This window comes from Streptomyces poriferorum, from assembly GCF_019399235.1.
GTDB classification, from domain to species: Bacteria; Actinomycetota; Actinomycetes; order Streptomycetales; family Streptomycetaceae; genus Streptomyces; species Streptomyces poriferorum.
Genome location: NZ_JAELVH010000215.1, coordinates 1 through 12,145 on the forward strand (window position 1 = coordinate 1; position 12,145 = coordinate 12,145).

The following is a 12,145-nucleotide window of genomic DNA, read 5'->3' on the forward strand; positions in this document are numbered from 1 at the left end:
GCACGCCCCCGTGGGCGAGGAGGACGACGTCTCGCTCGGCGACCTCATCGAGGACGGGGACGCCGCGTCCCCGGTGGAGTCCGCGGCCTTCCTGCTGCTGCGCGAACACCTGGAGGCGGTGCTCTCCACCCTCAACGAGCGCGAACGCAAGGTGGTCCAGCTGCGCTACGGGCTGGCCGACGGGCGCCCGCGCACCCTGGAGGAGATAGGGCGGATCTTCGGCGTGACCCGCGAACGCATCCGGCAGATCGAGTCCAAGACCCTCAACAAACTGCGGGACCACGCCTTCGCCGACCAGCTCCGCGGCTACCTGGACTGACGCGCACGCGCATCGGCCCAGGCAGCCGCGGAAAGTACCGCCGGCCGGCCGGCTAGTGCCGTGGCAGGCAAAGTTCGCCCCGCCGCGGCACTAGTCGACCTCGGCGACCGCCTGCGCGAACTGCGCCGCGTACAGCCGGGCATACGCGCCGTGCGCCTCCAGCAGCTCGTCGTGCGTGCCCTGCTCGACGATCGACCCGTTCTCCATCACCAGGATGACGTCGGCGTCCCGGATGGTGGAGAGCCGGTGCGCGATCACGAAGCTCGTACGGCCGTGCGCGAGACCGGCCATCGCCTTCTGGATCAGCACCTCGGTACGGGTGTCGACGGAGCTGGTCGCCTCGTCGAGCACCAGTATCACCGGGTCGGACAGGAACGCCCGCGCGATGGTGATCAGCTGCTTCTCGCCGGCGCTGACACCGGAGCCCTCGTCGTCGATCACCGTGTCGTAACCGTCGGGCAGGGTGCGGATGAAGCGGTCGGCGTGGGCCGCCCGCGCCGCCTCCTCGACCTGCTCCCGGGTGACGTCGCCGGACGCGCCGTAGGCGATGTTCTCCGCGATGGTCCCGCCGAACAGCCAGGTGTCCTGGAGGACCATGCCGATGCCCGAGCGCAGGTCGTCGCGCGACATCTTCGCGATGTCGACCCCGTCGAGGGCGATCCGGCCCCCGGTCACCTCGTAGAACCGCATCAGGAGGTTGACCAGCGTCGTCTTGCCGGCGCCGGTCGGGCCGACGATCGCGACCGTGTGGCCCGGCTCGACGCTCAGCGAGAGGTCCTCGATGAGCGGCTTCTCCGGGTCGTAGCGGAACGACACGTTCTCCAGGGACACGCTGCCGCGCAGCTCCCCGGGGAACTCGCCCTCGCCCTTCGACGGGTCGGCGTCCTGCTCCTCGGCGTCCAGCAGCTCGAAGATCCGTTCCGCCGAGGCGATCCCGGACTGCACCAGGTTCGCCATCGAGGCGACCTGGGTCAGCGGCATGGAGAACTGCCGCGAGTACTGGATGAAGGCCTGCACATCACCGATCGACAGCGCGCCCGAGGCGACCCGCAGCCCGCCGACGACGGCGATCAGCACATAGTTCAGGTTCGACACGAACATCATCAGCGGCTGCATGATCCCGCTGTTGAACTGCGCCTTGAACCCAGCCTCGTACAGCGCCTCGTTCTGCTCGGCGAAGTCCCGCGCCGACTCGTCCTGCCGCCCGAAGACCTTCACCAGGGTGTGCCCGGTGTACATCTCCTCGATGTGGGCGTTGAGCTTGCCCGTCACCTTCCACTGCTGGACGAACTGCGGCTGCGAACGCTTGCCGACCTTCGCCGCCACGACCACCGACAGCGGCACCGTCACCAGCGCGACCAGCGCCAGCAGCGGCGAGATCCAGAACATCATCACGAGCACGCCGACGATGGTCAGCAGCGAGTTGATCAGCTGCCCCATCGTCTGCTGCATCGTCTGGGAGATGTTGTCGATGTCGTTCGTCGCCCGGCTCAGCACCTCGCCGCGCTTGGCCCGGTCGAAGTACGACAGCGGCAGCCGCGACAGCTTCGTCTGGATGTCCTCACGCAGCTGGAACACGACCCGGTTGATCACCCGGATCGACAGCCGCGTCGACACCAGCATCAGCAGCCCCGCACCGACGTACACGGCCAGTGCCACGAGCAGCACCCGGCCGATCGCGTCGAAGTCCATGCCCTGCCCCGGGGTGAAGTCCACCTTGGAGAGCATGTCGGCCAGACCGCTGTTGCCCTTGCGCAGGCCCTCGACGGCCTGCTCCTTCGTCGTCCCCGCGTCCATCCCCCGGCCGACGACTCCGGCGAACACCAGGTCGGTGGCCTTGCCGAGGATCTTCGGGCCGACCACCGACAGCGCCACGCTCAGCGCGACGGCCACCAGCATCACGTACAGGGTGGCCTTCTCCGCCGCGAAGCGCTTCAGCAGCCGCTTCGACGAGCCCTTGAAGTCCATGGACCGGTCGGTCGGAGCCCCGCCCGCCATCATGCGTCCGCCAGGCCCGGCCATTACGCGGCCTCCGCTTCCGTCAGCTGGGAGAGAACGATCTCCCGGTATGTCTCATTGCCGTCCATCAGTTCGTGGTGGCTGCCGGAACCGACGACGCGGCCCTCGTCCAGCACCAGGATCCGGTCGGCGTCACGGATGGTCGACACCCGCTGCGCGACGATCACCACCGTCGCCCCCCGCGTCTCCCGCAGCAGCGCCGCACGCAGCGCCGCGTCCGTGGCGTAGTCCAGCGCCGAGAAGGAGTCGTCGAAGAGGTAGATCTCCGGCCGCTGCACCAGCGTCCGGGCGATCGAGAGCCGCTGCCGCTGCCCGCCGGAGACATTGGTGCCGCCCTGCGCGATCGGTGCGTCGAGCCCGTGCTCCAGCGCCTCGACGAACTCCTTGGCCTGCGCGGTCTCCAGCGCGTGCCACAGCTCCTCGTCGGTCGCGTCCGGGTTCCCGTACCGCAGATTCGTCGCGACCGTCCCGGAGAACAGGTACGGCTTCTGCGGGACCAGGCTCACGGTCTTCGCCAGCAGAACCGGATCCAGCGTCCGCACGTCCGTCCCGTCGACCAGCACCTGGCCGTCCGTCACGTCGAACAGCCGCGGTACGAGTCCGAGCAGCGTCGACTTCCCGCTGCCCGTCGACCCGATGATCGCGGTCGTCTCGCCGGCCCGCGCCACCAGGTCCACGGAGCGCAGCACCGGCTCCTCGGCACCGGGGTAGCGGAAGTCCGCACCGCGTACCTCCAGATGCCCTTGGACCGTGAGCTCCCGCACCGGGTTCACCGGCGGCACCACGGAGGACTCGGTCTCCAGGACCTCCTGGATGCGCTCGGCGCACACCTCGGCGCGCGGCACCATCATGAACATGAAGGTGGCCATCATCACCGACATGACGATCTGCATCAGATAGGAGAGGAACGCGGTCAGCGCGCCGATCTCCATCCCGCCGCTGTCGATCCGGTGCGCACCGAACCAGACGACGGCGATCGACGACACGTTCACGACCGTCATCACGGTCGGGAACATCAGTGCCATCAGCCGGCCCGTGGACAGCGCCACGTCCGTCAGCTCGGTGTTGGCGCCCCGGAAGCGCTCCTCCTCGTAGCCGTCCCGCACGAACGCGCGGATGACACGGTTGCCGGTGATCTGCTCGCGCAGCACCCGGTTCACCGTGTCGAGGCGCTCCTGCATCGTGCGGAACAGCGGACGCATCTTCCGCACGATCAGGCTCACCGCGACGCCGAGGACCGGCACCACCGCGAGCAGCACCGCGGACAGCGGGACGTCCTGGCCGAGCGCCATGATGATGCCGCCGACACACATGATCGGCGCCGACACCATCAGCGTGAACGTCATCAGGGCCAGCATCTGGACCTGCTGCACGTCGTTGGTCGTACGGGTGATCAGCGAGGGAGCGCCGAACCGGCCGAGCTCGCGCGCGGAGAACGACTGCACCCGGTCGAAGACCGAGGCCCGTACGTCGCGCCCGAGCGCGGACGCGGTGCGGGCTCCGATGTAGACGGCCCCGATGTTGCAGACCACCTGGGCGATGCTGACGACGATCATGACGCCGCCGTACTGGACGATGTAGCCCGTGTCCCCCTGCACGACACCGTTGTCAATGATGTCCGCGTTGAGGGTGGGCAGATAGAGAGTGGCGCAGGTCTGCAGCAGCTGGAAGACGACCAGCAGTGCGATCGGTTTCTTGTACGGGCGGAGATAGGCCCGCAGGAGTTTTATGAGCACGCGTGTCTCTCGGAGTCGGCGAGGTCGGGAGTCGACCCATTTTCGGGTACCGCCCACCGGGACAGCGAACGTTTTTATTCAAGTCCAGGTCAAAAAACAGACCGGGTCCATAATTCTTTGGTCCGGACCACGCCGCCGGCCCGGACGCGTCACCGAGAGCACTCGCCTCAACGCACGGCGTCGAACGCCCCCGGATGGATCTGGTCCCGCGTCGCCACGTACTGCTGGCGCACCGCCTGTCCGACCGGCAGCTCCTCGCCGGGCTCCAGCACCTGCGCCGCGGCACCCTGCCACGCCGGGGGAGTGCGCCCGTCCAGCGTTCCCTGCGAGACACCCAGGGCCCAGGTCGCCTGCCGGGCCGCACCCAGCGCCGCGTACTGGGCCGGCTGCGGCACGACCACCTGGGTACCCAGCAGCATGGGCGCCAGACCCTGTACGGCCGGCAGCTCCGCGGCGGCGCCCAGCAGGAACACCCGCCGCACCTCCACCCCGCGGCCGCGCAGCACGTCCAGCGCGTCGGCCAGTGAGCACAGCATTCCCTCGAACGCCGCCCGCGCCAGATGCTCCGGCTTCATCGACTCGCGCCGCAGCCCGCTCAGCGTCCCGGCGGTGTGCGGCAGATCCGGGGTGCGCTCGCCCTCCAGATACGGCAGGAGCACGAGCCCCGAGGCGCCAGGCGTCGACTTCAGCGCCAGCGCCGACAGCTCCTCCAGCCCGTCGAGCCCCAGCATCTCGGCGGTGCCGCGCAGTGCGCGTACCGCGTTCGACGTGTGGACCACCGGCAGATGCATCCCGGTGGCATCGGCGAAGGAGGTGATCATCCCGGTCGGGTCCGCCAGTGCTTCGTGGTGCACCGCCATCACCGAACCCGACGCCCCCAGCGACACCACCGCGTCACCGACCGCGACCCCGAGCCCGAACGCCGCAGCCATCGTCTCGCCCGTACCCGCCGAGATCAGCAGCCCCTCGGGCGTCGTCCCCGCCGCGTCGGACGGTCCGAGCACCTCCGGCAGCGCGGCCTGGCGCCCGAGCGCGAGCTCGACCAGATCCGGCCGGTACGACCCGCTGCCCGCCGACCAGTAACCCGTACCCGACGCGGCGCCCCGGTCGGTGGTCCGCCGGGCCGGCCGGCCCAGCAGCTGCCACACCAGCCAGTCGTGCGGCTGGAGCACCGCGGCGACCCGCTGCGCCAGATCCGGCTCGGTCCGCGCCAGCCACCGCAGCTTCGCCACGGGCTGCGCCGCCTGCGGCACCGCCCCGACCGCCTCGGCCCACGCCTGCCGCCCGCCCAGCCCGTCGATCAGATCGGCCGCGGCGACCTGCGCCCGCCGGTCGTTGCCGAGCAGCGCGGGGCGTACGAGATTGCCCTGGTGGTCCAGCGGCACGAGCCCGTGCTGCTGGGCCGACACCCCGATGGCCTGCACTCCTTCGAGCAGGCCGCCGGCGGCGGCCTCACCGAGTGAGAGCAGCCACGCCTGAGGGTCGACCTCGGTGGCCTTCGCGTCGACGGGATGTGCGGCGTATCCCTGACGCAGTACGGCACCCGTGTCCGTATCGCAGACCACGATGTGCGTGAAGGCGGATGAACTGTCCAAGCCGGCGACTATGCCCATACATGGATTCTGCCGCACCCCCGGAGGTTTCCCGACCGGTGGTGCGGCAGATGTCGATGTGACGACGGGGGCTCAGGTGTTCGTCGTTCCCCAGTCGTCCTCACCGTTCGCCCCGCGCCCGCGCATCGACCGCACCCGGTCCGACACCGACGCCGGCATCTTGTCGCCGACCTTCTCCTCGACCGCGTGGTACGCCTTCCCCGCGAACTGGCGGCCGCTCTGGGCCGCCGTCTCGCAGGTATTGCGCACGGCCGGGTTCTGGGCGAACTGACGTGCGGACTTCTTCAGCTGCTCGTAACGCTCGCGCCCGGCACGCGTGCCGAGCACGTAACCGAGGGCCACTCCGGCGATGAACGTGAGCCGGTACCGCATGGCTGCCACCCTTCCTTCGCTCCGTGCGACGTGTGCTGCTCGCCTACCCGCAGGCGCCCGAGATCACCCCGGGCGATACCGATTGGCAAAGCACCCCCCTGCTTGCGCTAATGTATGTGTCGCAGCGAACGCGCGCCGCCCGGCAGTAGCCAGGGAGGTGCGTTCGAGGCAAAACGCAGCAATCCCCTGTAGCTCAATTGGCAGAGCAGCCGGCTGTTAACCGGCAGGTTACTGGTTCGAGTCCAGTCGGGGGAGCGCGATCCCCTGTAGCTCAATTGGCAGAGCATTCGGCTGTTAACCGGAGGGTTACTGGTTCGAGTCCAGTCGGGGGAGCGGAACGGAAGAGGGCCCTGCGGGGTCCTTTTTCGTGTGCCCGGTCCGGGTCCGCGAGGAGTCCGCCGCAGTGATGCCGGTGGGGCTCGAGTGACTCTTTCGCGTCAACTTCGCGTCAGCCGGAACCGGGCGTCGAGCAGCGCGGTCTTCATGGTCATGAGTAGCCGGGCAACCGGAGCGAGAGATCGTATGACCGGCTATGCTGCGGCAGACGGCGCGCACACATGTACGCGCCACGCCGAAAAGGGGCGGTAGCTCAGCCGGTTAGAGCAGCGGACTCATAATCCGTCGGCCGTGGGTTCGAGTCCCACCCGCCCCACCGAGCGCCCCCGGGCAGAATCGTTTTGACCTGGGGGAAGCGTTCCTCGGTGGCGTTCTGCACGGGGTGGACGCCTGGAGCCCCGCGTGCGAAAAGTCCGCCGCGGTCCTGAAGCCGATGGCGGCGCCGAGTGCGCCGAGCCGGCGCCCGCGCGGATCCCGCGCCCGCGAGCTGCGTGCCGGGTGTCGTTTCCCGGTACCGACTCCCCGAGCCCTCACCGGTGTTCACCCGTGGCATCGCCATGGCTGCCGGACCGGCCAAAGGCGTGCTCTGACACCCGCGTGCTCCTTGACGTCCCATGCGGGTGGGGCGGGTGCGGCAGCGGCGGTCGTTTCGGTGAGCGACAGGGGCGGCAGGCGGATAGATACGTGAATAGGGCACCTATATCATCAGGTGAAGTCATCGGTTGATGACATCGTCCGGTGACAGGAGATCCGCCTCGTGCATCCGACAGCTTCCCCCGCTTCCTCTCCCTGGCGACAACGCGCACTCGTCCCCGTGCTGGTCTCCCTCTGCATGCTGGTCGCGATCATCAGCAGCCTCGGGGCGCCGCTGATCCCGACGATCGCCGCCGTGGACCACGTATCCGTGTCCGACGCGCAGTGGTCGCTCACGGTCACGATGCTCGTCGGGGCCGTCGCGACTCCGACCATGGGGCGCCTGGGGGACGGCCCTCATCGCAAGAAGGTGATCCTGACGGGTCTGGGCGTGGTGAGCGCCGGGAGCCTGCTGGCCGCCCTTCCGCTGGGGTTCGCCTGCCTCATCGTGGGGCGGGCGCTGCAGGGTGTGGGCATGGGACTGGTGCCGCTGGCTATCGCCACCGCACGCGACTCCGTGCCGCCGCAGCGAGCCCGGTCGGCGCTGTCGACGCTGTCGCTGACCACGGCGGCCGGTGTCGGAATCGGTTACCCGGTCACCGGACTGCTCGCCCAGACCCTCGGGATGTACGCGGGCTTCTGGTTCGCCGTGATCGCCACCGTCCTGGCCTTCGCCGCCGCCGCGCTCGTCCTGCCGAAGACCCCGCAGCGTCCGGCGCACCCCATGGACGTGCCGGGGGCGCTGCTCCTGGCCTTCGGCATGGGCGGACTTCTGTTCGCCCTCACCGAGGGAGAGAACTGGGGGTGGGGGTCGCCCCGGCTCCTGGTGCTCGGGACCGTTTCCCTGCTCGTGCTGCTCGGCTGGGCGCTGCACGGGCTGCGTACCGCTCATCCGCTGGTGGATCTCCGCCTGATCCGGGACCGTACGGTCTTCGCCGCGCACCTGACCACGATGATGGGCGGCATAGGCATGTACCTGTTGATCTCCCTCGTGACCCGGTACGTGCAGACCCCGTCGAGCGCCGGCTACGGGCTGGGGGCCTCGGTCGTGGTCACCGGTCTGATCCTGGTGCCGTTCTCGGTGGGCAGTCTGGCGGCCGGCCGCGTGGTGCGGATCCTGGTCCGCACCCAGACGCCCGTGCGACTGCTGCCGGTGAGCTGCCTGCTGTCCCTCGCGGCTCTGCTGACCTTCGTGTTCGCCCATGGCCATCTGTGGCAGATCTTCGTCACGATGGCCCTGGCCGGGCTCGGTGTCGGCGTGAACTTCGCGGTGACGCCGGGACTCGTCGTGGCGAGCGTCCCCGCGCACGAGACGGGCAGCGCCATGAGTTTCAATCAGGTGGTGAAATACATCGGCTACTCGGCCGGCAGCGCGCTGAGCGCCGTGATCCTCCAGGCCGCCACCTCTCCCGGACAGGGGTTTCCCCCCGAGAGCGGATACCGCACGGCCGGGCTGACGGGCTGCGCGGTCTGGGCCGCCACGGCTGTGACCGGCTACGTGCTGATCCGCACCGGGCTGCGGAGCGGGACGCGGGTACGGGACACGCGCCCCGCGGCGGCCGACGTGGGCGCGGAGAGCGAGGGCCTCGTTCCCGGAGTCGGGACACCGCGATGAGCGGCGAGGCGCCGGGGCGCCGGCGGGACGCGGCGCGCAGCCGTGAACGCCTGCTGACAGCGGCGAGCGAACTGTTCGGGGAGCGGGGTTTCGACCGCACCACCATCCGGGACATCGGCCGGCGGGCGGGCGTGGACCCGACGCTGATCGCCCGCTACTTCGGCAGCAAGACCCTCCTGTACATCGCCGCGCTCCAGGCGGAAGCGGGCGAGGCGGCCTTCGCCGACCTGTACGAGGACGAGCGGCTGCGCGAGGTCTTCGACCGGGCCGACCGCCGCGGCCCCGTCCCCCTGCTCCAGGTCGCGGTGCGGCCCCTGGACGACCCGGCGGCTCAGGAGGCCACACGGGCCGCGTTGCACACCCGCCTCGTCGAGCCCCTCCACGAGCGCTTCGTCCGTGAGGGGACGGACCGGCCGCGGCTGCGCGCCGAGCTGGTGGCGGCCGCGATGACCGGGGTCCTGCTGGGCCGTCACTCCGGAGCCTTCGACGAGCTGGCCGCCGCCGATCCCGGCGACCTGATCGACCTGCTCCGGGGCACCCTCCTGAGCGAGGACCAAGGGCGCCACCCGCGGTGCAGAGCGCCGGACTGACCGGCGCCACCTCTTCCGGCCGTCGGCAGACCGCCTCGGCCGGGCCCGTGGCCGTGGTCCCAGGACCGTGCCGCAGCCCGGTCGCTACGATGCGCCGTGACCGAAACGACCGAACCCGATGTACCCCGCACCCGAATATTCGCCGACCTGACCCCGCTGCGAACCTCCCCCGACTACCGGCGGCTCTGGTTCGGGAACACGGTCTCCTGGGTCGGGCAGGGCATGACGTCGCTCGCCGTCTCGCTCCAGGTGTACGACCTCACCGGCTCCGCCTTCTCCGTCGGACTCATCGGGTTCTGCTCGCTCGTGCCGCTGGTCGTCTTCGGGCTGTACGGCGGAGCCGTCGCCGACACCGTCGACCGGCGCAAGCTGGGGCTGGCCAGCGCCTTCGGGTCGTTCCTGCTCTCGGCGGGGCTCGTGGCGTCCACCGTGGCCGGGGTCGAGCAGGTCGGGCTGCTGTACGGGGTCGTCGCCCTCCAGGCCGTCTGCTTCGCGCTCAACTCGCCCGCCCGCAGCTCGATGATCGCCCGGCTGCTGCCGGCCGAGCAGCTGCCCGCGGCGAACGCGCTGACCTCGATGACCAGCACCACGGGCATGCTCGTCGGACCGATGCTCGGCGGGCTCATCGTCGGCTGGTGGGGGTACCGGGCCGCGTACGGAGTCGACGCGATCACCTTCACGGCCTCGCTGTACGCGATGTGGCGGCTGCCCTCGATGCTGCCGGAACGGGGCGAGGAGAAGGCCGGGGACAGGAAACGTGCCTCCGTCAAGGACGGGCTGCGATTCCTCGGGTCCCGGCCCAACCTGCGGATGACGTTCTTCACCGACCTGTGCGCCATGGTGCTCGCCCAGCCGCGCGCGCTGTTCCCCGTCGTCGCCGGGCTCTGGTACGGGGGTGACGCGAAGACCACCGGGCTGCTGGTCGCCGCCCCGGCGCTCGGGGCGCTGCTGGGCGGAGTGTTCTCCGGCTGGCTCGGGCGGATCCGGCGGCAGGGGCTCACGGTGCTGTTCGCCGTCGCGGGCTGGGGCACCGCCATCGCCGTGTTCGGCCTGACCCGCCAGCTGTGGCTCGGGCTGGTCTTCCTGGCCCTCGCGGGCGCCGCCGACACCACGTCCATGGTCTTCCGCAACACGATGCTCCAGGCCGCCGTGCCCGACGAGATGCGGGGCCGGCTCCAGGGCGTCTTCATCGTCGTGGTGGCGGGTGGCCCGCGGCTCGGGGACTTCCTGGCCGGATCCGTCGCCGACCTGGCGTCCCCGGGCCTCGCTGTGACCGGCGGCGGGATCGCGTGTGTGGCCGCGGTGGTACTGCTGGCGCTGCGGTGGCCCGGGTTCGCGCGCTACGACGCGCGCGAACCGGAGGCCTGATCCGGCGGAGCGGGGCGAACGATCAGGAGACGTCCTCGATCTCGGGCATGTCGCCCCCGGTCGTCGTCCCGTCGATCAGCGAGAACGCGGCGCCCTGCGGGTCGGTCAGCGCGGCGAAGCGGCCGAACGGCATGGTCATCGGGCCGAACCGGAGTTCCGCCCCGAGTGACTTCGCCTTCTCCACCGCAGCGTCGCAGTCCGCCACGGTGAAGTACACGTTCAGATACGACGGCACCTCGGGCGGGAACTCCTCCGTCATCTTCATCCGGCCGAGCACGGGGTCCGAGCCCAGGTCGTACAGCGTGAAGTCGACCGCGTCGTCGACCATGCGCTTGACCCCGTACCCGAAGACCGCCGGGAAGAACGCGTCCGCCTTAGCCGGCTCCCGGGTGAAGATCTCGGCCCAGGCGTACGCGCCGGGCACCGTCCGCGCCTCGAAGCCCTCGTGGGCGCCCGCCTGCCACACCCCGAACGCCGCGCCGCCCGGGTCGCTCGCCAGCACCATCGTCCCGAACTCACCGACCCGCATCGGCTCCACCAGGACCGTACCGCCGTTCTCGCGGACCTTGGCCGCGGTGGCCGCCGCGTCCGGCGAGGCGAGGTACAGACACCAGGCGGGCGGCGCGTCCTGGCCGGGCATGGGCGGGGACAGGGCGGCGACCGCCTTGCCGTCCACGTAGGCCTGCGTGTAGTTGCCGTACTCGGGCAGCGACTCGCCGTACGTCCAGCCCAGCACCTCACCGTAGAAGCGCTTCGCGCCCTCCAGGTCGCCGAACGTCGCGTCGGCCCAGCAGGGTGTGCCCTTCGGCTCTGCGGCCATGACCGGTCATCTCCTCACGTGGGAACGGGCCCCTCTGCCACGCTAGCCACCCCTCGCCCCTCCTGCGCGCCGGACGGGCACGAGTCACTGTCCCGGCGGATCCCGTCGTACGACCGAGCGGGCGATGCCGAGGTCCACCAGGTCCTGCGGGCGCAGCCGCAGCTGGCCGGCCGTGGCGTGCACCTGGTCCGGGGAGCGCTTGAGGATCGCCGCGGCGAGCTCCGGGGCGATGACGGAGAAGTAGCTGTCCGCGGTGACGTGGGTGTTGTCCGGCGATGCCAGGGCCAGCGCCCCGCCCGAGCCGCCCTCGCCGATCACCAGCGTCGTGACGGGGACCCGTGCCGCCGCTATCGCCGCGAAGGCGTCGGCGATGGCCGCGCCCGCACCGGCGCGCTCCGCCGCCGCGTCGTTGGCCGCGCCCGGGGTGTCGACCAGGGTGAGGACCGGGACCCCGAGCCGGTCGGCCAGCCGGATCACCCGGGCCGCGGTGCGGTAACCGGCCGGGCGGGTCGCGGTTCCGCACTGCGCCACATACGCGACGGGCTCCCCGTCGTGCAGCCCGAACCCGCACAGCAGCCCCGGATCCGTGCCCCCGCAGCGGTCGCCGCTCAGCGGGAGCCGCACGGTGAAATAAGCGTCCAGATACGCCTCGGCGTGCGGCCGGGACGCGGACCGGGCCCGGAGCACCGCGTCCCAGCCGGTCCGGGGGAGCCCGGCCGAGGAG

10 protein-coding genes and 3 tRNA genes are annotated in these 12,145 nt (G+C 70.7%); 7 read left to right on the forward strand and 6 right to left on the reverse strand.

All coding sequences use genetic code 11. From position 1 onward, the window contains the following. Positions 1-319 (forward strand): sigma-70 family RNA polymerase sigma factor (locus JGS39_RS28995; protein ID WP_219572587.1); only part of this gene is annotated, 319 nt, incomplete at its 5' end. A 90-nt stretch (positions 320-409) separates the two neighbouring features. Here JGS39_RS28995 and JGS39_RS29000 read toward each other — a convergent pair. From JGS39_RS29000 to JGS39_RS29015, 4 genes are all read right to left on the reverse strand, one after another. Next, positions 410-2,341, reverse strand: a complete 1,932-nt coding sequence (locus JGS39_RS29000) for an ABC transporter ATP-binding protein (RefSeq protein WP_219572589.1) — start codon at positions 2,339-2,341, stop codon at positions 410-412. After that, complete coding sequence (locus JGS39_RS29005) at positions 2,341-4,074, reverse strand: ABC transporter ATP-binding protein (RefSeq protein ID WP_219572591.1); 1,734 nt, start codon at positions 4,072-4,074, stop codon at positions 2,341-2,343. The genes JGS39_RS29000 and JGS39_RS29005 overlap by 1 nt, the downstream gene beginning before the upstream one ends. 167 nt (positions 4,075-4,241) lie before the next feature. Further along, the gene (locus tag JGS39_RS29010) at positions 4,242-5,687 is read right to left on the reverse strand and encodes an FGGY family carbohydrate kinase (RefSeq protein ID WP_219572593.1); all 1,446 of its coding nucleotides are present in this window, start codon (positions 5,685-5,687) and stop codon (positions 4,242-4,244) included. 72 nt (positions 5,688-5,759) lie between these two features. After that, the gene (locus JGS39_RS29015; RefSeq protein ID WP_219572595.1) at positions 5,760-6,059 is read right to left on the reverse strand and encodes a YtxH domain-containing protein; all 300 of its coding nucleotides are present in this window, start codon (positions 6,057-6,059) and stop codon (positions 5,760-5,762) included. Positions 6,060-6,241: 182 nt separating this feature from the next. On the opposite strand from JGS39_RS29015, the gene JGS39_RS29020 reads away from it, so the two are divergent. The 6 genes from JGS39_RS29020 to JGS39_RS29045 all read left to right on the forward strand — a co-directional run bounded on the left by JGS39_RS29020 (position 6,242) and on the right by JGS39_RS29045 (position 10,601). Then, positions 6,242-6,314: transfer RNA gene (locus tag JGS39_RS29020), tRNA-Asn, on the forward strand. Positions 6,315-6,319: 5 nt separating this feature from the next. Then, positions 6,320-6,392, forward strand: a tRNA-Asn gene (locus JGS39_RS29025). Between the two features lie 245 nt (positions 6,393-6,637). Next, positions 6,638-6,711: transfer RNA gene (locus JGS39_RS29030), tRNA-Ile, on the forward strand. 441 nt (positions 6,712-7,152) lie between these two features. Further along, a complete protein-coding gene (locus JGS39_RS29035; RefSeq protein ID WP_308120774.1) occupies positions 7,153-8,643 on the forward strand; it encodes an MFS transporter in 1,491 nt (496 codons plus the stop codon). Further along, positions 8,640-9,233 (forward strand): TetR/AcrR family transcriptional regulator, encoded by a 594-nt coding sequence (locus JGS39_RS29040; protein ID WP_219572597.1) that lies wholly within the window; start codon positions 8,640-8,642, stop codon positions 9,231-9,233. Before JGS39_RS29035 ends, JGS39_RS29040 begins: the two co-directional genes overlap by 4 nt. A 96-nt stretch (positions 9,234-9,329) precedes the next feature. Next, on the forward strand, positions 9,330-10,601 hold the full coding sequence (locus tag JGS39_RS29045) for an MFS transporter (RefSeq protein WP_219572599.1): 1,272 nt from the start codon (positions 9,330-9,332) through the stop codon (positions 10,599-10,601). A gap of 22 nt (positions 10,602-10,623) precedes the next feature. Here the strand turns inward: JGS39_RS29045 and JGS39_RS29050 are convergent, their stop codons facing one another. Together JGS39_RS29050 and JGS39_RS29055 are read right to left on the reverse strand one after the other, a co-directional pair. After that, positions 10,624-11,421 carry a VOC family protein gene (locus JGS39_RS29050; RefSeq protein WP_219572601.1) on the reverse strand — a complete coding sequence of 266 codons (798 nt, stop codon included), beginning with the start codon at positions 11,419-11,421 and terminating at the stop codon, positions 10,624-10,626. An 84-nt stretch (positions 11,422-11,505) separates the two neighbouring features. Continuing rightward, on the reverse strand, positions 11,506-12,145 hold a 640-nt coding region (locus JGS39_RS29055; protein ID WP_308120776.1), incomplete at its 5' end, for a carboxyl transferase domain-containing protein.